This is a genomic window from Sinorhizobium fredii USDA 205 (assembly GCF_001461695.1).
GTDB classification, from domain to species: domain Bacteria; phylum Pseudomonadota; class Alphaproteobacteria; order Rhizobiales; family Rhizobiaceae; genus Sinorhizobium; species Sinorhizobium fredii.
Map to the genome: position 1 here is coordinate 23,131 of NZ_AUTC01000130.1, position 25,836 is coordinate 48,966.

Below are 25,836 nucleotides of genomic sequence, written 5' to 3' on the forward strand. Positions count from 1 at the left end.
CCACTATTTCCGCACCAGGGAAACAACAATCTTCCGCCTCCAAGCGGATGCAGTGATAGAAAGCAAGAGACATGATCCGCTACGGAACCAACCCGATCGCCTGGAGCAATGACGACGATCATTCGATCGGCGCGCATCTGACGCTCGAGGATTGCCTGTCCGATTGCCAGAAGATCGGCTTCGACGGTATCGAGAAGGGCCACAAGATGCCGTCCGATCCTGAGGCGCTGAAGCAGAAGCTTGGCTCCTACGACCTCGTATTCGTTTCCGGCTGGCATTCCACCAACTTGCTCACCCATGACGTCGAGGCCGAGAAGAAGGCGATCCAGCCGCATCTCGACCTCCTGAAGCACAATGGCTGCAAAGTGGCGATCGTCTGCGAAACCTCCAACGCCATTCACGGCGACGACTCGACATCGCTGGCGAAGGACAAGCCGGTGCTGCCGGCCGATCAGTGGAAAAAGTTCGGCGCCGATCTCGAAGCGATCGCTCGGTATTGCGCCGACCAGGGCATCGATCTTGTCTATCATCACCACATGGGCACGATCGTCCAGACCGGCGAGGAGATCGACCTTTTGATGCAGAACACCGGCCCGGCGACGAAGCTGCTGCTCGATACCGGCCACGCCTGGTTCGGCGGCTCCGATCCGGCGGAAGTGGCGCGGAAATACATGCACCGCGTCCGCCACATCCATTGCAAGAACGTCCGCCCGGCGGTTCGCAAGATCGTCGAAGGCGAAGGCCTCTCCTTCCTTGAGGGCGTGCGCCGCGGCGTCTTCACGGTTCCTGGCGACTCCGAAGGTGGCGTCGATTTCCTGCCGGTGCTGAAAATCGCGGCCGAACACGGCTATGATGGCTGGCTGGTGATCGAGGCCGAGCAGGATTCGGCGATGCGCAATCCCTTCGAATATCAATCGCTCGGGCTGAAATCGCTGAAGGCGTTTGCGAAGGAAGCCGGGCTCGACCAGTAAAACTTCATCGGCTGTGGCGGCCCCTCATCCGGCTGCCGCCACCTTCTCCCCGCGCGCGGGGAGAAGGGATATGCCGCAGCACCTCCGTGTCCCCTCTCCCTTGAGGGGCGGGAAGAGACAAAAGGCAATCCCCAGAATCCCCTCTCCCCGCGCGCGGGGAGAGGGTTAGGGTGAGGGACCAAGCGCCGCGCCCGATAAGGCTGGGAGCCGGAATTGAACAAACAGGAGACCGTATATGTCCAAACTGCTCGTCAAACCGAAAGCACAATCCGGCCTGATGCAGGAGATCACGCCCGAGAGCGCCGGCTGGACCTATGTCGGTTTCGCGCTCAACCGTCTGAAGCCGGGAGAAACCACGAGCGGCGAAGCCGGCGACAAGGAGCTTTGCCTCGTGCTCGTCAGCGGTAAGGCAAAGGTTTCCGTCGACGGCGAGGACTTCGGCGAACTCGGCGAGCGCATGACGCCCTTCGAGGGGCGGCCCTACGCCGTCTATGTGCCGAAGGGCGGCAAATGGCAGGCCGAGGCGACGACCGATCTCGATCTCGCCGTCTGCTCGGCACCCGGCGGCGAGGGCTTCAAGGCCAAGGTCATCCGCCCCGGCACGCATCCGCAGATGACCCGCGGCAAGGGCACCAACACCCGCTATGTTACCAACATCATGCCGGAGGACGACGGCTCGGCGCAGTCGCTGCTCGTCGTCGAGGTGATCACCCCGGGCGGCCATACCTCTTCCTACCCGCCGCACAAGCACGACCAGGACGACCTGCCGGCCGAAAGCTATCTGGAAGAAACCTACTACCACCGCCTCAACCCGCCGCAGGGCTTTGCCATGCAGCGCGTCTATACGGACGACCGTTCGCTCGACGAGACGATGGCCGTGGAGGACGGGGACGTGACGCTCGTTCCGAAGGGCTACCATCCGGTCGCCGCGATCCACGGCTACGACGCCTATTATCTGAACGTCATGGCCGGGCCGAAGCGGATCTGGAAGTTCCACAATGCCAAGGAACATGAGTGGCTGTTCACCGGCATCTGAGCCGGGATAGCAACACCACTCGACGAAACGGGCGGGCGCCCTATCGTATGTTGCTGACGCAAAGCGACGAGGAGGCCTCCCATGCACATCGACGGCCAGTGCCATTGCGGCTTCGTGACCTATGAGGCGGAGATCGACCCGGAGGACGTGTCGATCTGCCATTGCACCGATTGCCAGCGGCTGACGGGCTCCGCCTATCGGGTGACGGCGGGCGCGCCGCGCGCCTCGTTCCGGCAGACCGGCGGCGAGCCGAAGCTCTACGTCAAGACCGCCGCGAACGGGCGCAAACGCCTGCAATTCTTCTGCCCGCACTGCGGCTCGCCGGTCTATACGACCGGGACGGACGAGGACGCGGAAGAGATCGGCATCCGCGTCGGGACGATCAACCAGCGCCAGGAACTCCCGCCCCGCTCGCAGATCTGGTGCTCCTCCGCCCTGCCGTGGGTGGGCGACATCGGCGCGTTACCGGGGCGGCCACGGGACTGAACACGTAGTTTAGCGCGGGTTGATACCCCCCTCTGCCCTGCCGGGCATCTCCCCCACAAGGGGGGAGATTGGCCAGCAGCAAAGCCGTACCCCACGGTGAGCTCACAAATGCCGAAGTCGTCGAACACACAACGGTGCCCTCTCAGCGTAGTTGATCGAGTCGGACATCGCCGCTCGCCGATCTCCCCCCTTGTGGGGGAGATGCCCGACAGGGCAGAGGGGGGTGCGACGCTGGCCATTCCGCAGCCGCGCAGCGGCATAATCACGCGACCGGATAGGGCCCTTCGGCAAAGACCGTGTCGTGATAGCCCTTCGAGCCGATCTCGCGCGTCAGCGGGCTTCGGAAATCCTCGCCGCGCCGCAGACATCTCAGCACATGGGCAAAATCGTATTTCGGCCTCCAGCCAAGCGACGCCATCGCACTTGCGCTCACATAGACGCGGTCGATGGATGGAAAGAGTTTCCAGCCCCGCTCCGCATAGAGCGCCTCGCAGTCCGGGAAATGACGCAGGACGACACGCGCCGCATCCGTCCTGAGCGCAGCAAGATCGTCCGGCGTGAACGGTGTCGGTGCCGAGATGATATAGCGCCCGAAGCCAAGCTCCTTCGCCTTCTCCAGCGCCGCGAGATGGGCGCTCACCACGTCTTCGATGTCCGCCCGCCGGTAGAGCAGCTCGTTCGCCTGCGTGTTCTCCGTTTCATAGCGGCCGCGGATCTCCGCATCGTCGTCGGCCTCCGGAAAGAAGCGCGAGGTGCGCAGGACGACGACGGGCAGCCGATGCCGCCGGGCGAAGAGCTCGCAGAGCCCTTCGGCTGCGACCTTGCTGACGCCGTAGATATTGCGCGGGATCGGCGTGACGTCCTCGGTGATCCAGGCGGCCGGCGACCCGGGTGCCGGCGTCAGCGCCGAACCGAAGGCGCTCGTCGTGCTGGTGAATACGAAGGCGTCGACGCTCGCATCGGCCGCCGCTTCGAGCAAGTTGAGCGTGCCGGCGATGTTCGTCTCGACGAACTCGGAATAGCCATGGGTGGCGACATGCGGCTTGTGCAGCGTCGCCGCATGTATGACGGCGCGCACGCCGCTGACGGCGTGACGAACGAAGGCGGTGTCGGCGACCGAGCCGACATGATCGGTGAAATCCGAAGTCTTGATGTCGATGCCGCGCACCGGGCGCCCTGCCCCGCGCAACACCCGCATCAGCGCCTCGCCCAGATGGCCGGCGCTTCCCGTCACCAGTATAGTCATCCGTCACTCCTCGTTTTCCTTAAGGCTAACCGCCCCTGGTCGGGAGGAACAACGCATAAATTATGCGTCGCGATCACGTCAGCGTCGTCACCAGGCGACCCATCGCGCCGTCGGCCAGAGGAAGGCGTTCCCAGAGCACCCGGCCCGCGACGATCGGCACGTCGTGGCGGCCGTTCGATCCGGTCTCGACGACGAGCGACGTCGTCTCACCTTCGTGCCAGCCAAGGTCTTGAAGCGTGGCCTCCGCCTGCTGGATACCGTCAGATGCATAACGGAACATCGGCGTGCCGAGCATGTCGCGTCGCCATTCGCGCCGCCGGGCCGGTGAAGCTGCCAGCAGGCGATGCGAGTGATCGCAGATGAGGTGGACGCGAGCCGTCGAGGTTTCGACCAGCCGCTTGATGGCCGCATCCGCGGTCGAGGCCGGACGTCCGAAGAGGTGTTCGAGAGCCGCCTGCTGATCCTCAGCAGGGATCAGGACGCCGGTCTCCCAGCGCGATACGGTCGCCTGGGTGACGTTCAGAAGCTCCGCCACATGGCTCTGCTTGATGCCGCGCATGAGCCGCAAACGCTTCAGCGCCCGCCCTGTGTAAAGCATTGCCACCTCCTTTGAAGTTGAACCGCGTGCCGACTTTGCCGCGAGGCAACGGAAAGGCTATACCAGCATCCGGGCTCAACGACGATCAATGACGGCGACCGGAGCGTGACGAAAGGCCAATTCAGGGTACTGCCGCGCCGAATTGCCGGCGTCGAGGTGGTGGAAGCCGCGACACGCCATGCCTTCGCGCGCCACACGCACGAGCAGTTCGGCATCGGCCTCATTCATCAGGGGGCGCAGACGTCGCTCAGCGGGCGCGGTACCGTCGAAGCCGAAGCGGGTGACGTGATCACCGTCAATCCGGGCGAGGTGCATGACGGAGCCCCGATCGGCGACGACGGTCGTTCCTGGCGGATGCTCTATTTCGAGCCGTCTCTGGTCGAGGCCGCCGTAAGTGACATCAGCGATGGGCGATGGAAGACCTGCGAGTTCGCCGACCCTGTTATCCGCAACGTCGCCCTTGCCGCTCGGTTTCGCGCCATCTTCGCGGTCGCGGCAAGCACAGGCGGCACGGACGCAAAGCTGCGCTGGGACGAGCTCGTAGTGACACTGCTTGCCGAAGCTTTGCCTCTCGTGCCCCGGTCCCCTGCCCGTCTCCAAGTGCCTCCTTCCATCGCGGCCGCGGTCAACCGGATCGACGACGACCCGCTGAAACCCCTCACCCTTGCGGACCTAGCCCAGGCGAGCGGATTGAGCCGGTTCCAGGTCGTGCGCGGCTTTGCCAGAGCGACCGGCCTGACGCCGCACGCCTATCTCATGCAGCGACGTATCGACATCGTCCGCCGGCTCATCGCCAAGGGTACGCCGCTTGCGGAGGCGGCGATTGCCGGCGGCTTCGCCGACCAGAGCCATATGACGCGGGTGTTCGTGCGCAAATACGGCTTTTCGCCCGGTGCCTACGCGCGGGCCGTGAACTGAATTCCGCCCTGCAATTCCGTTCAAGACCTCCGATCGCTGATGCAGTTTTCTGCCGGCCACGATCAAGGGAGTGGCGACGGCATGTCGGAAAAATCTCGAGGATATCTCTATCTGTCGCTCGCGATGGTGCTGGTGGGCAGCACGGTCGTCGCGAGCAAAGTCATCGCCTCCGGCCTGCCGCCTTTCACGGCGACGGCGCTGCGTTTCGCCATTGCCCTCCCGCTCTTCCTCTTCCTCATTCGGTTGACCGCAACGCCGTGGCCGCGGCTCACGAGACGCGACTGGGTCATTGTGCTGCTGCAGGCAGGCGTCGGCAGCGTCGGCTATACGACCCTGCTCATCTCCGGCTTGAAGCTGACACCGGCGGCCGACGCCGGCGTCATCATCGGCACCCTTCCGGTGGTTTCCGCTGCGATCGCCATCGTCGTGCTCGGTGAACGGCCGCAGCGTTCCGTCCTCCTGGCGGTAGCCCTTGCCGCTGCCGGGGTCCTGGCGATCGTTCTCCGGCCCGAGGTCGGCAACCGGCATTCGCTTGCGGGCAGCGTCCTGATCCTCGGCGCGGTCGTCTGCGAAGGCCTGTTCATCCTCCTCAACAAGCGCCTGAGGAGCGAAATCCCACCGCTTGCCCTGTCTTGCCTGATGGCGGGTCTCGGCGGCGCGATCGCCGCGCCGGTTGCGCTGGCGGAACTTCCCTGGACGGAGACGATGAACGCCCGGGCCGTCGCGGCGGTGGTCTACTATGCGCTCGTTCCGACCGTCGGTGGCTTCGTGCTCTGGTATGCGGGCCTGGCAAAAGTGAGCGGTGCGGAGGCTTCGGTTTTCACGGCGCTGGCGCCGGTTTCCGCCGTGCTTCTCGCCGTCGCGACGCTGCGCGAGCCCCTGACCCTCAACCAGTTGCTCGGCATCGGCTGCGTCCTTGCCGCCGTCACCTGTCTTGGCGCCGCTTCGAGGACCCGGAGCGCCCTCAGGCGGCAAGCCAAAGCACTATGAGAAAGAAGGTTCCCATGCACTTTTGTCACTCGAGCGACCTCTGGAGCGAGTTCCCCGAGCTTGCGGCCGGCGTCCTTCATGTGAAGGGCATTCATAGGGACGTATCCGTCGCAAACCATGTCGCGCAGTTCGAGGCCATAGCGCAGGCCCGACTTGCTGATAGTGCGGAGGGCGAACTTCCCGAAATCCAGGCCTGGCGTCGCGCCTTTTCGCGCATGGGGCTGAAGCCCACGCAATATCGCTCAGCCTCCGAGGCACTGCTCAGGCGGTTCAGGAAGGAGGGAACGCTGCCAAGGATCCATCCGCTGATCGATCTTTGCAACGCGGCTTCGCTCGCATTTGCTGTTCCGATCGCAGTCTTCGATCTCGCCAGGGTAGCCGGGCATCTTGAGGTGCGTCAGGCCGCCGGCGACGAGATCTACACGACATTTGCCGGTGAGATCGAGCATCCCGAGCCGCAGGAAGTCATCTTCGCCGATGCGGAAGGGCGTGCCCATGCGCGGCGCTGGACCAATCGTCAGAGCGGCCATTCGGCTGTCCGCGACGAGACTGCGAGCGTGCTGATCGTCGCCGAGGCGCTGCATGCCGGCGCGGCGGCCAACGTGGGACGTCTGGTCGATAGGCTCGACAGTGCCATCCGCGCCATTTGGTCCATCGAGCCCCAAAGCGCGATATTGGGCCGGACGGCGCCGCGTTTTGATTGCTGAGCAGGCCGCCTTATCCGGGCACCGCCTCACTGCTGCCAAAAAGCTTTGAAGGGCTAAACGCGTTCCATGTCATCTGCCCGGAACGGCGAGGACGGCGCATGCTCGATAGAGGCATTCCATCATTCCTGACGCGCGCCAAACGGGCGCTCTTCGATCGCGGCGGCCTCGAAGAGATTTTCCGCCACGCCCGCAACCTGGTGGTCGCGACACTGGTCACGGCGGCGGGAATCCACGCCGTCGAACATCCCGACCTCATCGAAGCCAAGGGACTGCTGAATATCTCGCTCGCTGGCTATATCGTCTTCGCGATCGGGATTGCGCTGTTCCTGATGAACTTCGCTGACGGTCTCTACAGGCTATCGAAAGTCCGGCGGCACGTGGCACTCCAGCTTATCGTCGCCGCAGTCTACGTCATCGTCACGATCCGCGTCGCCCAGCTGATCCTGGCGCTGCGCATGTCGTTCTCGTAGCAAACCCCCACTGCATGTCTCCTTAAATCGTAGCCGATTTAAGGAGAGAAACATGCAGCAATTCAAAGTGCTACAGCGACCTTTGCGCGTCTAATAAGACGCGCGGCGCTGTAGGGGCAATCACGCCGCCTTGGCGACGTGATATTCCTTGATCGCCACCATCTTGATCGCCGGATAGCGCTCCGCCTCGTAGCGCAGCGAGAAGCTATCCTGTGCCAGGAAGACCGGGTCGCCGTCGAGGTCGCGGGCAATGTCGCCCCGGCGCGCCGTGATGAACTTGTCGAGTTCGGCCGGATTGTCGGCGGAGACCCAGCGGCAGACGGAGAAGCGCGACATTTCGAAGGAGACGGGCAGGCCATATTCCGCCTGGAGGCGCTCCTTCAAGACGTCGAGCTGCAGCGCGCCGACGACGCCGACGATGGCCGGTGCGCCATCCTCCGGCGAGAAGAGCTGCACGACGCCCTCTTCCGCCATCTGCTGCAGCGCCTCCTTCAGCTTCTTTGCCTTCATCGCGTCCTCGAGCCGGACGCGGCGGAGGATTTCCGGCGCGAAGTTCGGCACGCCCTGGAAGACGAGTGGCTCGCCTTCGGTCAGCGTATCGCCGATCCTCAGCGTCCCGTGGTTCGGAATGCCGACGACATCGCCGGCAAAGGCGGTATCGGCAAGCTGGCGCTGCGAGGCGAAGAAGAACTGCGGCGCGGTCAGCCCCATCTGCTTGCCGGTGCGCGACAGCCGCGCCTTCATGCCGCGCTCGAGCTTGCCCGAGCAGACGCGCACGAAGGCGATGCGGTCGCGATGGTTCGGGTCCATATTGGCCTGGATCTTGAAGACGAAGGCGGTCATCCTGTCGTCGGTCGCCTCGACGGTGCGGATGTCGGCGACCTGGGCGCGCGGCGGCGGCGCGAAGTCGCCAAGCGCATGGATCAGGTCGCGGACGCCGAAGTTGCGGAGCGCCGAGCCGAAAAACACCGGCGTCAGATGGCCTTCGAGGAAAGCCTTGCGGTCGAACGGCTTGCAGGCCTCGATCGCCAGCATCGTTTCTTCGACGAAGGCGTCGCGCTCGTTTTCCGGCAGGCGATGCGAGGCCGTTTCCGGGTCGTTGACCTTGGTGAGGCGCTCCTGCGTGTCGGCGCCGCGCACCTCGTTGGTGGCGAGATGATAGGTGCCGCAGAAGGTTTTCGCGCGGCCGATCGGCCAGGTGACAGGCGCGCAGTCGAGCGCCAGCTTGTGCTCGACCTCGTCGAGGATCTCGAAGGGGTCGCGGCTCTCGCGGTCCATCTTGTTGACGAAGGTGATGATCGGAATGTCGCGCAGGCGGCAGACCTCGAAGAGTTTCAGCGTCCGCGGCTCGATACCCTTGGCGGCGTCGATCACCATGACGGCCGCGTCCACGGCCGTCAGCGTGCGATAGGTGTCGTCGGCGAAGTCCTCGTGGCCGGGCGTGTCGAGCAGGTTGAAGACCGTGTCGTTGTATTCGAAGGTCATCACCGAGGTGACGACCGAGATGCCGCGCTCGCGCTCGATCTTCATCCAGTCGGAGCGGGTCTGGATACGGTCCTTCTTGGCCTTCACCTCGCCGGCGAGCTGGATCGCACCGCCGAAAAGCAGCAGCTTTTCGGTGAGCGTCGTCTTACCGGCGTCCGGGTGCGAAATGATCGCAAATGTGCGGCGGCGGGAGACCGCCTCGGCAATGCTTTCGGCCATGATCTGAGTATCCTGTGAGTTGCGGCGTCCTTTACAGGCTTGGGCGGCAATATGCAATTGACTGCTGGGGGGCCGACCCTGCTTATGGCGGCATGACCACGTACAATTCCGAAGACCACCCCATTCTCGCCCTGATCCGCCTGCCGCATGGAGAGGATCTCGACCTGCCGGCCTATGAGACGGCCGGGGCCGCGGGCATGGACCTGCGCGCCGCCGTCCCCGGCGACCAGCCGATGACGATCCGGCCGGGCGGCCGGGCATTGGTGCCGACGGGCTTCATCTTCGAGATCCCGGCCGGCTACGAAGGCCAGGTGCGGCCGCGCTCCGGGCTTGCCTTCAAGCACGGCATCACCTGCCTCAACTCGCCGGGCACGATCGACAGCGATTATCGCGGCGAAGTGAAGGTTCTGCTCGCAAATCTTGGCGAGGAGAATTTCACCGTCGAGCGCGGCATGCGCATCGCCCAGATGGTCATTGCGCCGGTGACCCAGGTCACGATCCGAAGGCGGACGGCACGAGCACGACCGCGCGCGGCGCGGGCGGATTCGGCTCGACCGGCGTCTGATCAGATCGAGATTAGGGCACAGCAGCGTCGCGCACCTTCCGCGAAATGCGGTAACGCCTCAGATGGAGGCCGGGGCCTCGCCGTCGCGCGCTTGGTCTCTTGGGTCTGGCGGACGGGGCATGCTTGCCGCTTCCTCAGCAAGCCATTGGCAAAACCGATCGATCTTGGGGGCGGAAGGAAATCGTGGTTTGGCTACATAGCAAAAGCCGCTTTCCACAAAGCCGAAGGGCGCGACCAGCCGGCCGATCTCGATGTCGCCGGCGACGAGATGCCATGGTGCTACGCAGATCCCCAGACCTGCGCTGACCGCTTCCAGCGTGTAGTAGTAATGCTCGAACACGGCGCCAGCCGGCTCCAGCGGAGGAGAGCAAGCTGCGTCGCACCACATCGACCACGCGTTCAGCCGGGTCTTCGTCTGAAGGAGAAGGTCCGCCGGCAGTTCGCCTAACGACTGGACCTGTCTTCTGCTGATCAGATCAGGCGTTGCTACCAGCCCCAGCCATTCCTTGAACAGCACATGCTGCTTCCGCCCATAGGACGACACCCGGGATAGCTCGTCCACCGTGATTACCAGGTCCGCTTGTTCGCTCCGAGAATCGGCGGAGTCTTCCAGAGCGCGAAGGCGAACGTCGATCTCAGGGTGTCGATCGTGAAAGCGATGCAATCGCGGAATGAGCCAGCGCATCAGGAATGTGCTCAGGCATGACACGTCCAGGATTACATCTTTGGCACGCGTGACAGCCTGAACGGCGGCTTCGATCTGATCGAGCGCCGCAGATAGATCGGAAAGGAGCGCTCGCCCGGCCGCTGTCAATTGCGGCTTTGTGCGCGGCCCCGCGAACAAGGCAACGCCGAGCACTTGCTCGAGATGCTGAACCTGCCTGCTGACTGCGCCATGGGTGACGGAAAGCTCCTCGGCAGCTGCGGTCATGCGACCGAGCCGGCCAGCCGCTTCAAAAGCGCGCAGAGCCGTCAAGGGAAGTGATCGCCGTTTCATGTTGTGAGCTTAGCACACATACAGTGAGACAAGATATCGATTTTATCTGGCGCATGCTTCGATCATAAACATCGCTACTATCATCATTTTTGTCAGGAGAGAGCGATGCCATTTGTCCGTACGTCCGTCCGAAAAGGCACAAGCCAAGACCGCAAGTCCCAGATTGTCGCAGGCGTGCACCAGGCACTGATCGCAGCGATCGGCATGCCGGAGGACGAGCTCTTCAACATGGTTGCCGAATACGAGCCCGGTGATTTCTTCTATGACCGCACATTCAACGGCATCGCCAGATCCGACGATTTGGTGGTGTTGGAAATCACTCTGCGCCGCGGGCGGAGCGACGCCATGAAACGCACTCTCTATGCATCGATTGCCAGCCGGCTCGAGGAAGCGGGCATTTCGCCGAAGGACGTGTTCATCTTCATGCACGAGAACGACTATTCCGACTGGTCGGTCGGCAACGGTGCCTTCGCAATGGCGATTGTCCAGCAACGGGGCTCCGACACATGAGCGGCAATCGTGGACGCATTGCGCGTTCGCTCGCCAATCCGTAGCGCCATTCGGGAATGCCGCGCTTGAGACTACAGCGCCGCGCGTCCAATCGGACGCGCTAAGGTCGCTGTAGCACTTTGAAATACTGCATGATCTGTCCTTGAATCGCTTCCGATTCAAGCAATCATTCAGCAGGCGAGCGGCGGCAGGCGCCGCTTGACCGGCGTCGACTTGACGATCGACGTGTTGGTCTGCGCCTTCTCGGCGATCCGGTCGAGGATCGTGTCGAGTTCGCCCATGTCGCGCACGAGCAGCTTGGCGATGAAGCAATCGTCACCGGTGATCTTGTCGCATTCGACGATCTCCGGCGTCTCCTGGATCAGTCTTTCGACGATGTGCAGCATGCCCGGCATCGGCCGAACGCGGACCACCGCCTGCAGCGGATAGCCTAGCCGCGCCGGGTTGACGGAGACGGTGAAGCCGTTGATCACGCCGCGCTCCTCGAGCTTGCGCAGCCTTTCTGCCGCGCTCGGCGAGGAAAGCCCCGCTTCGAGCGCGAGTTCCTTCAGCGACACGCGGGCGTTGGCCGCGAGAATTTCAAGAATGCGTCGGTCAAGCTCGTCCAGCATCGGCAACCTCATAAGCCAATCTTGGTCATCTGCCTTTGATAATTAGTAATTATCCCACCTTCTCCTCTGTAAATCCATATATTCCTTGCGACAGACTCATTACTCTTTCCATAAACGCAGGAATGGAGCGAGCGCGATGGACAGGGATTTGCGGCGCGGAAGCGCGGAGATGACGGCGGCAATGCTGATTTCGGGGACGATCGGCTGGTTCGTGCTGATGTCGGGACAGCCGGTGACGGGCGTCGTTTTCTGGCGCTGCGTCTTCGGGGCCGCGACGCTCGCCATCCTTGCCGCGGCGCTCGGCCTCATCGATCTTCGCCACCTGCGGCCAAGGATCGTCGCCCTCGCGGTGCTCGGCGGCGTGGCGATCGTCGTCAACTGGCTGCTGCTCTTCGAAGCCTATTCGCACGCCTCGATCTCGATCGCGACGATGGTCTACAACACCCAGCCCTTCATGCTGCTCGGACTGGGCGCGCTTTTCCTCGGCGAGAAGATCACCCCCACCAAGCTCTTCTGGCTCACGGTGTCCTTTGCCGGCATGATGGCGATCGTCTCGGCCAAGCCGGCGGGCGGCACGGGGACCGGCCATTATCTCGCAGGCATCGTCCTCTCGCTCGGCGCCGCCTTCTTCTACGCGATTGCGGCAATCGTCACCAAGCTTCTCAAGGGCACGCCGCCGCAGCTCATCGCGCTGATCCAGGTGGTCACCGGCGCGGCGATGCTGGCCCCCTTCGCAATCACGGCGCCACTGCCGCAAACCGCGTTCCAGTGGACTTTGCTGATCACCATCGGCGTCATCCACACCGGTTTCATGTACATCCTGCTCTATGGCGCGATCCAGCGGCTGCCGACCCATGTGACCGGCGCGCTTTCCTTCATCTACCCGATCGCCGCGATCCTGGTCGATCGGATCGCCTTCGGGCACGAATTGCAACCGGTGCAGATCGCCGGTTCGGCCGCGATCCTCATTGCAGCGGCCGGCACCAATCTCGGCTGGACGTTTCGTTCGGTCCCGCTTATCAACCGGCAGACCGAACGGAGCGCCCGATGATCACCTGCTACCTGAAATACGTCATCGACCCTTACAAGCTCAAGGAATTCGAGCATTACGCCAAGCTCTGGATTCCGCTCGTCAATCGGCTCGGCGGCGCGCATCACGGCTATTTCATGCCGCATGAGGGCGCCAACAACATCGCGCTTGCGCTCTTCAGCTTTCCGTCGCTTGCCACTTACGAGAGCTATCGCGAAAAGATGGCCGCCGATCCCGAGTGCCAGGCGGCCTTCGCCTATGCCGAGGAGACGCGCTGCATATTGAGCTACGAACGCAGCTTCATGCGTCCAGTGTTTGAATGAGTACCGCTTAAGGGCGCTGCTCCATGCTGCGCTCGATGCACTCCGCTACGAGCGCTTGCAGGCGCCACAAATTGCGGTCTCGAATGCCCCTGGCCTCGAGATGCGTCACAGTGTTGAGGAGGTACTCCGCGCCCGAGCCGACATGACCGCAGGCTCGGGCCAGGACTTCGGCGACGGCCTCGAGCGGGAGACGTCCGGCATAGGATGGCGAAGCGCGATTCATGACGAAACCCAAAGCGGGAAGAGAACCGCGTGCCGTCTCGACCTTGATCCAGCGGGGCATGCTGTTGGGCGGCTTGTAGGTGAATTCACGCCGGAACAGCCTTGCGAGTTGCCCTTCGAGGTCGTCGTTCGGCAGTTCGTAAAGAACGCCCCGGCACTGCCCTCCCCGATCGAGGGCCATCATGAGCCCCGGCTCTTCGGGTGTTCCGCGAAAACGGAGCATCCGGAAGCAGAAAGACCGATGCCAGCCGCGGGCGATGCCAATCTCTTCTCCGACATGGCCGATCTCCGGCTTCCAGATCAATGATCCATAGGCGAAGAGCAAGGTTGGCGTGCCGGGAGCCGGGTGGCTCTTCGTCATCCGCGCCACCCAGTCGTCATATTCGGCGTCAGTATGCAGTTTCATCCCGGGTCCCGGACCGCTGTCCTCAACCGCTCTGTGCACCTGCGCGACATGGGCCGAGGTCAAGCTGAATGATCTTGATCTGTGAGACATGTCAAAATCTCCGCCACGCCGAAGAGGATCGCGCAACGGTTCCTCGGACGCAAGCTGCCCGCCGTTTGCGCCTGCATTCCTCCTACCGGCGCGCCTCGGCGGCCATGCTGACCGCCAGGCTCGCCAACACCGTGCTCATCATCCAGCGCTGCACCAGCATGAAGAGGGGTCGACCCGCCAGCAAGGCGGCGATCGACCCGGCCGTCACCGCGATCAGCGCATTGACGGTAACGCTGATGACGATCTGCAGGCTGCCGAAGACCAGCGACTGCAGGAGCACGCTTCCGGACTCCGATCGGATGAACTGCGGCAGCAGCGAAAGATAGAGTGCCGCCACTTTCGGATTGAGCAGGCTGGTGACAAGCCCCATGACGAAGAGCTTGCGCGGTCCATCCTTCGGCAGGTCGCGGACCTGGAACGGCGAGCGTCCGCCGGGCTTCACGGCCTGCCAGGCGAGGTAAAGCAGATAGAGGGCGCCCGCGAAGCACAGCGCATTATGGGCGAACGGCACCGCCAGCAGCAGCGCGGTGATGCCGAGCGCGGCAAAAACCATGTAGAAGACGAAGCCGAGCGCCACGCCGCCGAGCGAGACGAGGCCGGCCGCCGGGCCCTGGCAGATCGAGCGGGAGATCAGATAGATCATGTTCGGCCCCGGCGTCAGCACCATGCCGAGGGCGATCAAAGCGAAGCCAATAAGGTTCTGAAATTCCGGCACGATATACATCCCTTCCGCAGTTTTTCGGAAGGTGTACGGCTCCCCGACTCCGGGCAACGTCGTTCTTGTCACCGGATCAATTTTTCCCGCCGAAACCGGCCGGGCGCTCAAGCGAATTCGCTTTCTGCGTCGCGACGGGGGGCGCCTTGGAAAAATGATTTCCCAACCAGCGGTTTTGCTATCGCTTTTTCCTCCGACCGCCCGGATCCACGGCTTTCCTGCTCTGGAATGCACCGTTCATTGTTCCTATTCTCACGACAACTATTTTGAACGACGGGAGAAACGAAATGCCTGAAGCGCGCAAGCCCGGCCGCGGCCGCGTCTTTTCCTCGATCACCGAAACGATCGGCGACACTCCCATCGTGCGGCTCGATAAGCTCGCCCGGGAAAAGGGCGTGAAGGCGAACCTGCTCGCCAAGCTGGAATTCTTCAACCCGATCGCCTCGGTCAAGGACCGCATCGGCGTTGCCATGGTCGAAGCGCTCGAGGCGCAGGGCAAGATCGAACCCGGCCGCACGACGCTTGTCGAACCGACCTCCGGCAACACCGGCATCGCGCTCGCCTTCGTCGCGGCTGCGAAAGGGTACAGGCTGATCCTCACCATGCCCGAGACGATGTCCGTCGAACGGCGCAAGATGCTTGCGCTGCTCGGCGCCGAACTGGTGCTGACCGAGGGCGCCAAGGGCATGAAAGGGGCGATCGCCAAGGCGCAGGAACTCGTCGAGACGCTGCCCGACGCCATCATTCCGCAGCAGTTCGAAAACCCGGCCAATCCGGAGATCCACCGCAGGACGACGGCCGAGGAAATCTGGAACGACACCGAGGGCAGCGTCGATATCCTCGTTTCGGGCATCGGCACCGGCGGCACGATCACCGGCGCCGGCCAGGTGCTGAAGGCCCGCAAGCCGTCGGTCAAGGTGATCGCCGTCGAGCCCGAGGAATCGCCGATTCTCTCCGGCGGCGCGCCCGGACCGCACAAGATCCAGGGGATCGGCGCCGGCTTCGCGCCGCCGATCCTCGACACGGGCGTCTATGACGAGGTGATCACCGTGAATGCGGCAGAGGCCGTGGAAGTGGCGCGTCTCGTCGCCAGGCTTGAAGGCGTGCCGGTCGGCATTTCCTCGGGTGCGGCGCTGCAGGCGGCGATCGAAATCGGCCAACGCGAGGAAAACGCCGGCAAGACAATCGTGGTGATCATTCCCTCCTTTGCGGAGCGCTATCTCTCGACGGTGCTGTTCGAGGGGCTTGGCGCATAGGCCAAGCCTCGCTTTGCTCCAAGCGCCGCCCCGGGCCCCTCGAAACAACAGGGAGATCGCTCCCCCTTCCTCGGCCGTGACCGCCTACGCCGCCGCCGGCAGGCGCTCGCCGGCGACGCGGTAGGAGATCGCCTCGGCGAGATGGATGCGCCCGACGGTCGGCGCCTCGTCCAGATCGGCGAGGGTGCGGGCGACCTTCAGGACGCGATGGTAGCCGCGCGCCGAAAACTTCATCTTCTCCGCCGCATCCCTCAAGAGCTGCAGTCCCGCCGCGTCGGGCGCGGCGATCTTCTCGATCATCGTCGTCGATGCCCGCGCATTGCTCGTCAGCTCCGGATGGCCGAGGGCGGCGAAGCGATCCCTCTGCAGTTCACGAGCGCGGGCAACGCGGCGGGCGACGGCGGCGCTCGCCTCGGCGGTGCCGGGCCGGATCAGGTCGGCGGCACTGACGGCGGGCACGTCGATGCGGATGTCGATGCGGTCCATCAGCGGGCCGGAAATCCGCGCCTGGTAGTCGGCCATGCAGCGCGGGCCGCGGGCGCAGCTGCGGCCCGGCTCGCCGGCCATGCCGCAGCGGCAGGGGTTCATGGCGGCGACGAGCTGGATCGCCGCCGGATAGCTGACGCGGTGATTGGCGCGGGCAATGACGCACTCCGCGGTTTCGAGCGGCTGGCGCAGGGCATCGAGAACCTGCGGCGGGAACTCCGGAAACTCGTCGAGAAATAGCACGCCATTATGGGCGAGCGACGCCTCGCCCGGCTTTGCGCGCAAGCCGCCGCCGATCAACGCCGCCATGGTGGCCGAATGGTGCGGCGCCCGGAATGGCCGGCGGTCGGAAAGCTTGCCGCCCGGCAAGTGCCCGGCGATCGAATGGATCATCGAGACTTCGAGCAGCTCGGCCGGGGAAAGCGGCGGCAGGATGGAGGGCAGACGCGCCGCCAGCATCGACTTGCCGGACCCTGGCGGGCCGACCATCAGTAGATTGTGGTTTCCCGCCGCTGCCACTTCGAGCGCCCGCTTGGCGCTTTCCTGGCCCTTGATGTCGGCGAGATCGGGAAGGTTGGCAGCGGCGGCGCGGATGGCGGGCTCGGGACGCGAGAGCACCTGCGTGCCGCGGAAATGATTGGCGATGGCGATCAGGCTGCGCGGCGCGAGGATATCGATCTCCGACCCGGCCCAGGCCGCTTCCGCACCGCTTTCGGCCGGGCAGATCAGCCCCTTGCCGAGCGCATTTGCGCCGATTGCCGCCGGCAGGGCGCCGGCGACCGGCGCGATCGTGCCGTCGAGATTGAGCTCGCCGATAACGACATAGCCGGAAAGCGCGTCGGCGGGAACGGCGCCAAGCGCCGCCATCAGCCCGAGCGCGATCGCCAGATCGAAATGGCTGCCTTCCTTCGGGAGGTCGGCCGGCGCCAGATTGACGGTCACCTTTTTCGCCGGCAACGCCAGACCGGAGGCGTGCAGCGCCGCCTGGACGCGCTCGCGGCTTTCGGCAACTGCCTTGTCGGGCAGGCCGACGATCTGCATGCCGACCTTTCCCGGCGCCACCATCACCTGGACGTCGACCGGAACGCCGTCGATCCCGTGAAACGCAACCGTGCTGACGCGCGAAACCATGATGCCCCCATCGCTCCGGCCTGCACCGCACAACCGCCGCCGGTAACACGCCAAATCTTGCACGGTACGCGCTTAAAAACAAGAACAATAATAGAACAAACGCGCGATTGACGATGCCGGCGCGCGGACGCATACGGTCGGGCACGTCCGTTTTTTCTCAGCGATGGCGGAAGCGGTTCAGCCGCGCTTCTTCTCGATCGCATCCCAAAGCAGGCTCGCCACATCGGCGCCGCCGAACTTCTTGACCTCGCGGATGCCGGTCGGCGACGTGACGTTGATCTCGGTCATGTAGTCGCCGATCACGTCGATGCCGACGAAGAGGAAGCCGCGCTCTTTCAGCGCCGGGCCGATGCGGGTGCAGATTTCCTGTTCACGCGCGGTAAGCTCGGTCGCCTCGGCGCGCCCGCCGACATGCATATTGGAGCGGGCGTCATGCTCGGCCGGAACCCGGTTGATCGCACCGACCGGCTCGCCGTCGACGAGCAGGATGCGCTTGTCGCCCTTGCGGACGGCCGGCAGGTATTCCTGGGCGATGAAGGGCTCGCGGAACATCTGGCCGAACATTTCGAGCAGCGAGGAGAGGTTGCGGTCGTCGCGCGCCGAATGGAAGACGCCGGCGCCGCCATTGCCGTAGAGCGGCTTCAGGATGATGTCGCCCATTTCCTGGCGGAAGCGGGCGATCTCGCCCGCGTCGCGGGTGATTAGCGTCCGCGGCATCAGGTCGGGGAATTCGGTGACGAAGATCTTCTCCGGGGAATTGCGCACCCAGGCCGGATCGTTGACGACCAGCGTCTTCGGGTGCAGCCGCTCCAAGAGGTGCGTCGAGGTGATATAGGCCATGTCGAAGGGCGGATCCTGGCGAAGCAGGATGACGTCCATGGTCGAAAGGTCGATCCGCTCCGGCTCGTCCAGGGTGAAGTGGTCGCCCTTGACATCGCGCAGCGTCATCTGCTGGGCCGTCGCATAGACCTTGCCGTCGCGCAGCGACAGCCTGTCGGGCGTGTAATGGAACAGGCGGTAGCCGCGCGCCTGCGCCTCGAGGCTCATGGCAAAGGTCGAATCGCCCGCAATGGTGATGCCCGAGACATGGTCCATCTGGACCCCGACATTGACGATTCTTGCCATTTTCCCGTTCCTGTTGGATCCCGGCTGCATAAGCCCGGAGCGAAGACGCTTTCGGCGAAATTATACAGCAATTCAAGGCGCTGCAGCGGCGCTGCCTGTCCGCAAGAACCGGCAGACGCCTCGGCGAAGTCCGCAACATGTAGAATGCGCGCTGCCGTTAGGCAAGGAGACCGAAGCTATTCGAAGCCCTCGACGATGCAGGTGATGAGGTCGTGATCGGAGAGCGGACGGCCGGAGGCGTCGAGCGAGGAAATGATACGGCTTTCGCCGATCTTCAGGCCTCGCGTCAGGAACCAGTCGAGCTTCATCGCCCGCTTCGGCCAACGGGTGATCAGGCTCGGACGGGTAGTCATCCGGTCGATCGGTCCGCCGTGGCGGGTGAAACCGCGTGCGGCGCTCGCCGCAAAGAGGCCCTCTGCCTCGAAATCGCCCCCGACATGGTTGCCCGTGTTGAAATCGCCGCCGATCAGGATGGGCAACCCCGGAAAGGCCGCGTCCAGCGCATCGATAAGCTCCCTGACCTGACGCTCGCGATAGGCGGCCGTCGTGGCGCTTTCCAGATGCGTGGAAATGGCGACGAAGGGGCCGGCCTGCGTGTCGATCACGGCGCCGACGGCGCAACGCTCACCGAGGCGCGGCTGATCGCCGCCATCCATGAACCACAGGCGCTCGCCCCAGAGCCGCAACAGGAAGGGACGCCGGAACGGAGTGGAAGCCATAAGCGCGTTGCCGTGGAAGCCCTTGTCGTTGAAGTCGTCCCTGCAGAATTCGCGCTCGGTATCGGATCCGAGGCCGAGTTCAATGAATTCGACGCCATAGGCGTATTGCATCGCCAGCGCCGCCGCGACCTCGGCGGTCGTGTGGCGCTGACCGGTGCGAGCCATGCCGTTGTCCATCTCCGAAAGCAGAACGAGCTGCGCGCCGGTCGCGCGGAGATGGTCGGCGCTTTCTTCGGGAAAGAGGCAGCGTTCGAGGTTCCAGGCCGCAACGGTGAAGGGAAACGCGAGCGCTCCGGAGGCTGAGCCGCCGAGCTCGATCGTGTTCATCGCCTCGAGCCCCGCCATGACGGCGTCATGGGCGGCAATGCTACGCCGGGCAAATCCCTTGCGATCCTCCTGCGAAGGGACGGCGAGCGTCGCTACGGTCTCTTCAATCACGCTATGGGCTCCAGGTTTACGGCGTGCCGGCCGGCGGGCGCAGCAACTGTCGCCACACCGGTCACCGCATTGGTCGACCCATCCGCCGGCGTTGGGCGATAGAGCCGCTTGCCATTCTCCGCCGAGAAGAAATGCAGCCGATTGGTCGGTATGGCGATGGCAAGCTGATCGGCGAGCGGCGCTTCCGGCGGCAACGAGGCCGTCAGCGGCTGATCGACGGTGCCGTGCACCAGACGTTGCGCCCCGAGTTCCTCGACATAGTCGACCCGGAAGGCCAGTGCCTGCTCGCCGAAGGCCGCCGGACGGAGATCCTCCGCCCTGAGACCGACAGTCACCGGGCCTTCAGCCGGCGTCGGATAGCCGAGGTCGATCGCGTGCGTGCCGATATGCAGGCGGCCGCCCTCCAGCACACCCTTGACGAGGTTCATCGCCGGCGAACCGATGAAGCTGGCGACGAAGGTCGAGGCCGGCGCATGATAGACCTCGAGCGGCCGGCCGATCTGCTCGATCATGCCACCGTTCAGCACCACCAGCCGATCAGCCAGCGTCATCGCCTCGAGCTGGTCGTGGGTGACATAGAGCGACGTGGTGCCGAGCCGTTTCTGCAGCCGCTTGATCTCGCCGCGCATCGAGACCCGCAGCTTGGCGTCAAGGTTCGAGAGCGGCTCGTCGAAGAGGAAGGCGGCCGGCTTACGGACGATCGCCCGGCCCATGGCGACGCGCTGGCGCTGGCCGCCCGAGAGCGCCCGCGGCTTGCGATCGAGATAGGGCTCGATCTCCAGCATGCGCGCGGCTTCCGCGACCCGCGCGTCGATCTCGGCCTTCGGCGTCTTCCGGTTCCTGAGACCGTAGGCGAAGTTGTCGTAGACGGTCATGTGCGGATAGAGCGCATAGTTCTGGAAGACCATGGCGATATCGCGTTCGGCCGGATCGACATCGTTGATGAGGCGCGCACCGATCGTCACGCTGCCCTTCGATATCGTCTCCAGCCCGGCGACCATGCGCAGAAGCGTCGACTTGCCGCAGCCGGACGGGCCGACGAGAACGATGAACTCGCCATCGGCAATGTCGATCGACACGGATTTCACGGCCTCGACGCCGCCGTAATAGATTTTCGAGACCTCGGTGATATCGATCGCGGCCATTGGCTGCCTCCGTTTGCGCGATTGCAAGTCGCGACGCGAACACCAAATCCGCTTCGCCCTCTTCTCGTTCCATTCCAATTTCGGTTCTGGCGCATTTCCGGACGGCGAACCGCTACGCCCTTCGCCTGGAAATGCTTCTATTTGTCGCTTTCTGTGAGCCCCTTGATGAACCAGCGCTGGAAGATGACGACGATCATCACCGGGGGAAGCATGGCGAGGATCGCCAGCGCGAAGGCCTCGTTGTAATCGGGGATGTTGGAGCCGACCCAGACGAGCAGGATCTGCTTGATGCCACGCACCAGCGTGAAGAAGCCCTCGTCGGTCGTCATCAAGGTTGGCCAGAGATACTGGTTCCAGCCGTAGACGAACATGATGATGAAGATCGCCGCCATCATGGTGCGCGACAGCGGCACCAGCACGTCGATGAAGAATTTGAACGGTCCCGCGCCGTCGATGCGCGCCGCCTCCAAGAGTTCGTCCGGCACCGACTTGAAGAATTGGCGGAAATAGAAGGTGCCCGTTGCCGAAGCGAGAAGCGGCACGATCAGCCCGGTATAGGTGTTCGTCAGCTTCAACGCATTCATCACCTCGTAGGAAGGCAGGATGCGGACTTCGAGCGGCAGGAGCAACGTCGTGAAGATCACCCAGAAGAAGAAGGTTGCCAGCGGGAAGCGAAAATAGACGATCGCATAGGCCGCGAGCATCGAGAGGACGATCTTGCCGACCGCGAAGCCGAGGCCGAGGATCATCGAGTTCAGCATCATGTTGAAGCCGGTGACCTTGCCGGTGAAGCCGCCCTCGCGGGTCAGCACAGCCTCGTAGGTCTCGGCGAAATGGCCGCCCCAGGTGAGGCTGAGGCCGTTGCGATGGATGTCGGCCGCCTCATGCGTCGAGGTCATGAAGGCGACCACGACCGGCGCCACCATGATGAAGACGCCGATAAGCAGGATGACGTGGTCGAAGAACCGGGTGCGATGCATCGCCGTCACCTCAACTATAGTGCACGCGCCGCTCGATGAAGCGGAACTGGAAGACGGTGAGCACCAGGACGACCAGCATCAGGATCACCGATTGCGCCGAAGAACCGCCGAGGTCGCTGCCGCGAAAGCCGTCCATATAGACCTTGTAGACGAGCGTGATCGGATTGTTGGCGGCCTTGTCCTTCACCATCACGTCGATGACGCCGAACGTGTCGAAGAGCGCATAGGTGACGTTGATGATCAGCAGGAAGAAGGCGGTCGGCGCCAGCAGCGGCAGGATGACCGTCCAGAAGCGACGGAACTCGGAGCGGCAGTCGAGTGCCGCCGCCTCGCGCACCGAGACCGGAATGCCCTGCAGTCCGGAAAGGAAGAAGATGAAGTTGTATGGGATCTGCTTCCAGACCGATACGACGATCATTGCGAAGGCCGTGTCGGAATAGTCGAGACCGACCTTCATGTCCCAGCCGAACCAACGGGCGAGCTCGACGACCGGGCCGATGTGCTGGTTGAAGAACATCATGCCGATCAGGCCGGCGACCGGTGGTGCGATCGCATAGACCCAGATGAGCAGCGTCTTGTAGGTGGCATTGCCGCGAATGACGCCGTCCGCCTTGACGGCGAGAAGCAGACCGATCGACAGAGCAAAGAAGGTGACGAGGGCGGTGAAAATCGCCGTGAAGCGCGCGATGCCGAGATATTCGGTCGACTTCAGTACGTCGGTGTAGTTGCTCATGCCGACGAAGGTCGCGCCGAAGCCGAACGGATCCTCGAGGTAAAAGGAAGACTGGATCGCCTGCACCGACGGCCAGTAGAAAAACACGAAGATGATCGCGAGCTGCGGCGCAAGAAACAGGTAGGGCAGGAAGGGTGACGAGAACTGCACGCGCTTGGCGGTTGTCTGCTGCCCTTCGAGGCCGGACGCGCCCCTCATCCGGCCTGCCGGCCACCTTCTCCCCGCCATTGCGGGGAGAAGGGACGTCCCGTAGGACGCTGCATTCCCCTCTGCCTGCGCGCGGGGAGAGGGCCAGGGTGAGGGGCTCGTCTGGCTCATCGATCAACCGGCGGTCTTGGCGAAACGGGCGAGCAGCTCGTTGCCCTCCGTCTCGATCGTTTCGAGGGCATCCTTCACGGTCGCTTCACCGGAGAAGATGCGACCGTATTCACGCTCCATGATCTCGCGTATCTGCGGATAGAAGCCAAGGCGGTAACCCTTGGACCATTCGCCGGCCGGCAGCAGGAGCTGCTTGATGCCGACTTCGGCGACCGGCTTCTCCTTGTAGTAGCCGTCCTTTTGGGCGAGCTCATAGGCCGCCTTGGTGATCGCCACATAGCCGGTGGACTTATGGTAGAAGTACTGGATTTCCGGCGAGGTCAGAAACTCAAAGAAGTCGGCGACGCACTTGTTTTCCTCGTCCGACTTGCCGGACATGGCAAAGAGCGCCGCGCCGCCGATGAAGGAGTTGGTGCCGGCGCCCTTGATCGAGCCCCAATAGGGCAGGAAGGTTGCCGAAAACGGCATGGTCGCGGTCTTCTGCAGGCCGCCGAAGGAACCGGAGGAGCCGATCCAAAGCGCTGCCTTGCCTTCTTCGAAGACCTTCTGGTTGTCGTTCCAGCCGGCGCCGTAGAAGGCGAAGTAGCCCTGGTCCTTCCAGGCCTTCAGCTTGTCGAACATCATTTCGAGGTTCGGGTCGGTGACCTTGAGCTTGGTGTCGACGACGCTGTCGTAGCCGTTGTTGTTGGTGGCGAACTGGATGTTGTTGCGCGAGAAGAAGTTCTCGGTGAACTGCCAGGTGAGCTGCGACTGGACCAGCGGGATGAAGCCTGCCTCTTTGAGCTTCGGCGCGATCGTCTCGAATTCTTCCCAAGTCTTCGGCGCCTCGACGCCGGCCTTCTTCAGGGCCTCGTCGTTGATGTACATGATCGGCGCAGAGGAATTGAACGGCATGCCGACGAATTTGCCGTCGGCGTCAGCGTAGAAGTAGCGCACGCCGTCGATGAAGGCATTGCGATCGAAGCTGTAGCCCGCCTTGGTGATCAGGTCTTCCGCCGGAATGACGGCGCCCTTGGCGTTGATGATCGTCGCCGCGCCGGCGTCGAAGACCTGCAGGATGTTCGGCTGCTCGCCGGCGCGGAAGGCGGCGACGCCGGAGGCGAGCGCTTCCTCATAGGTGCCCTTGCTGACGGGGGTCAGCGCGCAAGCGCTTTGGGACGCGTTGAATTTCTGGGCGACCTCGTTGATCACCTCGCCGTTGCGGCCGGCCATGCCGTGCCACCAGGTGATGTTGGTCGCGGCGAGCGACGTCGTCGTGGAAAATGCAAGTGCAATGGCTGTGAGCGAAATCGTTTTGAACATCTCTGGGGTCCCTCTCCACCGTGGTTGCGGTTGGCAGTGGACTAGTGATCTTCGATGACAGGCCCGTAATGCTTTTGTGTCGGAACGGTTACAAATTTGCCTGTTTGGTCAAAAAAGGACCTGACATCAAAATGCGTCCGGCAAGTGCCGCGGCCAGCGCCAGGGCATGACGGCGACGATGTCGTAGCGGACCGAGAGACGGTGAAAATCTGCCTGGCGCGACAGCCAGATGTCGCTTGCCGCCCGGATCCGCCGTTGCGCCGTATCGGAGACGGCGAAGACCGCCCCGTCGAAGCTCGCCCGGGCCTTCACTTCGACGCAGGCGATCACGTCGCCGCGCCGGGCGATGATGTCGATCTCGCCAAGCTTGGTGCGATAGCGCATCGCGACGATGCGGTAGCCCTTGACGATCAGGCAGAGCGCGGCGCGGTATTCGGCGAGATGGCCGCGTTTCAGCGCCCGAAGCTTGCGGCCATCCGGACGCTCAGCCTTCATCGCCGTCCTTGAGGCTCAAAAGCCGGTCGTAGAGCTCCTTGCGCGGCAGGCCGGTGCGGCGCGCCGCCTCGGTGGCCGCCTTGCCCATCGGCATGTCGCGGGCCAGTTCCCTCAGGAGCGCGTCCACATCCGCGGCCGCGGGGGCTGGCTTTGCGTCCGGCGGACCGATTACCAGGACGATCTCGCCCTTGACGCTCGCGCCTTCATCATAAAAAGCCTTGAGCTCGCCGAGCGTGCCGCGGCGAAACTCTTCGAAGGTCTTGGTCAGTTCGCGGCAGACGGCCGCTTTCCGTTCCTCGCCGAAAACATCGGCGGCAGCGGCGACGGTCGCAGCAATGCGATGCGGCGACTCGAAGAAGAGCAGCGTCGCCGGCACGGCGGCGAATTCCCTGAGCCGGTCGCGCTTCGCCTTGTCCTTGGTGGGTAGAAAGCCGGCAAACAGGAAGGCGTCGCTTGGAAGGCCCGATCCAACGAGCGCCGCGAGCGGCGCCGACGGCCCGGGAATGGGCACGACCCGCTGACCGGCATCGATGGCAAGCTGCGCCAGGCGATAGCCGGGATCGGAGACGAGCGGTGTGCCTGCATCGGAGACGAGTGCCACGGATTTCCCATCGGCGAGCGCCGCAAGCAGCCGCGGCCCGGCCTCGGCCGCGTTGTGTTCATGATAGGCAACCGGCCGATTGACGATGCCGTAGCGGTCGAGCAGCACCCGCGTCACCCGCGTATCCTCGCAGGCGAGCAGGTCGGCGCCAGCGATCGTCTCCAGCGCCCTCAAGGTGATGTCGGCGAGATTGCCGATCGGCGTGGCCACCAGATAGAGAGCGGGCTCCAGAGGGCGCGCCGGAATGCTTGCATTGTGCAGGCGAAAGCTGCGGTGCCTTTCCTTCTCCGCCGCCTCGGTCGATTGCTGCTTGTCCAATGCCATGTTCCCGCTCATGCCCGGCTTGCCGGTTCGTGCCCTTTATGAGTGAGCGGCCCGCGCAGGGCAAGGGCGCCGGCCCCGGCAGGCGCCTGCATTTGGGAAAAGCCCGCGAAACCGCTTGCTTTCGCGGCAATTTTTCTGCCATTTTGCCCGTCCACATCGCTCCGGCCGACCGGCCGGGACACACGCAG

General features: G+C 63.8%; 27 protein-coding genes and 1 pseudogene. 12 read left to right on the forward strand and 16 right to left on the reverse strand.

Features of this window, described 5'->3' with window-relative positions:
* Positions 1–71 precede the first annotated feature (71 nt).
* The 3 genes from iolE (at position 72) to N181_RS13360 (ending at position 2,493) form a co-directional block, all read left to right on the forward strand.
* Complete coding sequence (iolE, locus tag N181_RS13350) at positions 72–971, forward strand: myo-inosose-2 dehydratase (RefSeq protein WP_037397481.1); 900 nt, start codon at positions 72–74, stop codon at positions 969–971.
* 235 nt (positions 972–1,206) lie between these two features.
* On the forward strand, positions 1,207–2,007 hold the full coding sequence (gene iolB, locus N181_RS13355) for a 5-deoxy-glucuronate isomerase (protein WP_037397477.1): 801 nt from the start codon (positions 1,207–1,209) through the stop codon (positions 2,005–2,007).
* 81 nt (positions 2,008–2,088) lie between these two features.
* Positions 2,089–2,493: a GFA family protein gene (locus tag N181_RS13360; protein ID WP_037397473.1), complete on the forward strand. Its 405-nt coding sequence runs from the start codon at positions 2,089–2,091 to the stop codon at positions 2,491–2,493.
* A 262-nt stretch (positions 2,494–2,755) separates the two neighbouring features.
* On the opposite strand, the gene N181_RS13365 is transcribed toward N181_RS13360, so the two are convergent.
* Together N181_RS13365 and N181_RS13370 are read right to left on the reverse strand one after the other, a co-directional pair.
* Positions 2,756–3,739: an NAD-dependent epimerase/dehydratase family protein gene (locus tag N181_RS13365; protein WP_037397470.1), complete on the reverse strand. Its 984-nt coding sequence runs from the start codon at positions 3,737–3,739 to the stop codon at positions 2,756–2,758.
* A 73-nt stretch (positions 3,740–3,812) separates the two neighbouring features.
* Positions 3,813–4,337, reverse strand: coding sequence for a helix-turn-helix transcriptional regulator (locus N181_RS13370; protein WP_037397467.1), 525 nt, complete (start codon positions 4,335–4,337; stop codon positions 3,813–3,815).
* 105 nt (positions 4,338–4,442) lie between these two features.
* Here N181_RS13370 and N181_RS13375 point away from each other — a divergent pair, with 105 nt between their 5' ends.
* From N181_RS13375 to N181_RS13390, 4 genes are all read left to right on the forward strand, one after another.
* Positions 4,443–5,255 carry an AraC family transcriptional regulator gene (locus N181_RS13375; RefSeq protein WP_037397463.1) on the forward strand — a complete coding sequence of 271 codons (813 nt, stop codon included), beginning with the start codon at positions 4,443–4,445 and terminating at the stop codon, positions 5,253–5,255.
* A gap of 81 nt (positions 5,256–5,336) precedes the next feature.
* A complete protein-coding gene (locus N181_RS13380) occupies positions 5,337–6,245 on the forward strand; it encodes a DMT family transporter (protein ID WP_037397461.1) in 909 nt (302 codons plus the stop codon).
* Positions 6,246–6,259: 14 nt separating this feature from the next.
* Complete coding sequence (locus N181_RS13385) at positions 6,260–6,952, forward strand: B3/B4 domain-containing protein (RefSeq protein WP_037397506.1); 693 nt, start codon at positions 6,260–6,262, stop codon at positions 6,950–6,952.
* A 98-nt stretch (positions 6,953–7,050) separates the two neighbouring features.
* Entirely contained in the window at positions 7,051–7,422 is a 372-nt protein-coding gene (locus N181_RS13390; protein ID WP_014330800.1) for a hypothetical protein, read from the forward strand.
* A 120-nt stretch (positions 7,423–7,542) separates the two neighbouring features.
* Here N181_RS13390 and N181_RS13395 read toward each other — a convergent pair whose 3' ends face one another.
* Entirely contained in the window at positions 7,543–9,126 is a 1,584-nt protein-coding gene (locus tag N181_RS13395; RefSeq protein ID WP_014330799.1) for a peptide chain release factor 3, read from the reverse strand.
* A gap of 92 nt (positions 9,127–9,218) precedes the next feature.
* On the opposite strand from N181_RS13395, the pseudogene dut reads away from it, so the two are divergent.
* Positions 9,219–9,691, forward strand: a pseudogene (dut, locus tag N181_RS13400) (dUTP diphosphatase).
* 58 nt (positions 9,692–9,749) lie between these two features.
* On the opposite strand, the gene N181_RS13405 reads toward dut, so the two are convergent.
* Positions 9,750–10,688 (reverse strand): LysR substrate-binding domain-containing protein, encoded by a 939-nt coding sequence (locus N181_RS13405; RefSeq protein WP_037397457.1) that lies wholly within the window; start codon positions 10,686–10,688, stop codon positions 9,750–9,752.
* Between the two features lie 105 nt (positions 10,689–10,793).
* Here N181_RS13405 and N181_RS13410 point away from each other — a divergent pair, with 105 nt between their 5' ends.
* Positions 10,794–11,198, forward strand: a complete 405-nt coding sequence (locus tag N181_RS13410) for a tautomerase family protein (protein WP_037397454.1) — start codon at positions 10,794–10,796, stop codon at positions 11,196–11,198.
* Positions 11,199–11,368: 170 nt separating this feature from the next.
* Here N181_RS13410 and N181_RS13415 read toward each other — a convergent pair whose 3' ends face one another.
* Positions 11,369–11,809 (reverse strand): Lrp/AsnC family transcriptional regulator, encoded by a 441-nt coding sequence (locus N181_RS13415; RefSeq protein ID WP_014330795.1) that lies wholly within the window; start codon positions 11,807–11,809, stop codon positions 11,369–11,371.
* Between the two features lie 136 nt (positions 11,810–11,945).
* Here N181_RS13415 and N181_RS13420 point away from each other — a divergent pair, with 136 nt between their 5' ends.
* Positions 11,946–12,860: a DMT family transporter gene (locus tag N181_RS13420; protein ID WP_014330794.1), complete on the forward strand. Its 915-nt coding sequence runs from the start codon at positions 11,946–11,948 to the stop codon at positions 12,858–12,860.
* Entirely contained in the window at positions 12,857–13,162 is a 306-nt protein-coding gene (locus tag N181_RS13425; RefSeq protein ID WP_014330793.1) for an NIPSNAP family protein, read from the forward strand. Before N181_RS13420 ends, N181_RS13425 begins: the two co-directional genes overlap by 4 nt.
* A gap of 7 nt (positions 13,163–13,169) precedes the next feature.
* Here N181_RS13425 and N181_RS13430 read toward each other — a convergent pair whose 3' ends face one another.
* A complete protein-coding gene (locus N181_RS13430) occupies positions 13,170–13,880 on the reverse strand; it encodes a gamma-glutamylcyclotransferase (protein ID WP_037397451.1) in 711 nt (236 codons plus the stop codon).
* A gap of 82 nt (positions 13,881–13,962) precedes the next feature.
* Positions 13,963–14,595, reverse strand: a complete 633-nt coding sequence (locus N181_RS13435) for a LysE family translocator (protein ID WP_037397503.1) — start codon at positions 14,593–14,595, stop codon at positions 13,963–13,965.
* 287 nt (positions 14,596–14,882) lie between these two features.
* Here N181_RS13435 and cysK point away from each other — a divergent pair, with 287 nt between their 5' ends.
* A complete protein-coding gene (cysK, locus tag N181_RS13440; protein WP_037397448.1) occupies positions 14,883–15,851 on the forward strand; it encodes a cysteine synthase A in 969 nt (322 codons plus the stop codon).
* 84 nt (positions 15,852–15,935) lie between these two features.
* Here the strand turns inward: cysK and N181_RS13445 are convergent, their stop codons facing one another.
* The 9 genes from N181_RS13445 to rsmI all read right to left on the reverse strand — a co-directional run bounded on the left by N181_RS13445 (position 15,936) and on the right by rsmI (position 25,660).
* Positions 15,936–17,468: a YifB family Mg chelatase-like AAA ATPase gene (locus tag N181_RS13445; RefSeq protein ID WP_060563427.1), complete on the reverse strand. Its 1,533-nt coding sequence runs from the start codon at positions 17,466–17,468 to the stop codon at positions 15,936–15,938.
* A gap of 177 nt (positions 17,469–17,645) precedes the next feature.
* Positions 17,646–18,593, reverse strand: coding sequence for a glutathione synthase (gene gshB / locus N181_RS13450; RefSeq protein ID WP_014330771.1), 948 nt, complete (start codon positions 18,591–18,593; stop codon positions 17,646–17,648).
* Positions 18,594–18,769: 176 nt separating this feature from the next.
* Positions 18,770–19,750: an endonuclease/exonuclease/phosphatase family protein gene (locus N181_RS13455; protein WP_037397428.1), complete on the reverse strand. Its 981-nt coding sequence runs from the start codon at positions 19,748–19,750 to the stop codon at positions 18,770–18,772.
* A complete protein-coding gene (locus N181_RS13460) occupies positions 19,747–20,895 on the reverse strand; it encodes a sn-glycerol-3-phosphate import ATP-binding protein UgpC (RefSeq protein ID WP_060563430.1) in 1,149 nt (382 codons plus the stop codon). The genes N181_RS13455 and N181_RS13460 overlap by 4 nt, the downstream gene beginning before the upstream one ends.
* A 137-nt stretch (positions 20,896–21,032) precedes the next feature.
* Positions 21,033–21,875: a sn-glycerol-3-phosphate ABC transporter permease UgpE gene (ugpE, locus tag N181_RS13465; RefSeq protein WP_037397422.1), complete on the reverse strand. Its 843-nt coding sequence runs from the start codon at positions 21,873–21,875 to the stop codon at positions 21,033–21,035.
* Positions 21,876–21,885: 10 nt separating this feature from the next.
* Positions 21,886–22,806: an ABC transporter permease subunit gene (locus N181_RS13470; RefSeq protein ID WP_050984086.1), complete on the reverse strand. Its 921-nt coding sequence runs from the start codon at positions 22,804–22,806 to the stop codon at positions 21,886–21,888.
* A gap of 123 nt (positions 22,807–22,929) precedes the next feature.
* A complete protein-coding gene (locus N181_RS13475) occupies positions 22,930–24,228 on the reverse strand; it encodes an extracellular solute-binding protein (protein WP_037397418.1) in 1,299 nt (432 codons plus the stop codon).
* 126 nt (positions 24,229–24,354) lie between these two features.
* Positions 24,355–24,723, reverse strand: a complete 369-nt coding sequence (locus N181_RS13480) for a YraN family protein (RefSeq protein WP_014330765.1) — start codon at positions 24,721–24,723, stop codon at positions 24,355–24,357.
* Positions 24,713–25,660, reverse strand: a complete 948-nt coding sequence (gene rsmI / locus N181_RS13485) for a 16S rRNA (cytidine(1402)-2'-O)-methyltransferase (protein ID WP_014330764.1) — start codon at positions 25,658–25,660, stop codon at positions 24,713–24,715. The genes N181_RS13480 and rsmI overlap by 11 nt, the downstream gene beginning before the upstream one ends.
* Positions 25,661–25,836: the final 176 nt, after the last annotated feature.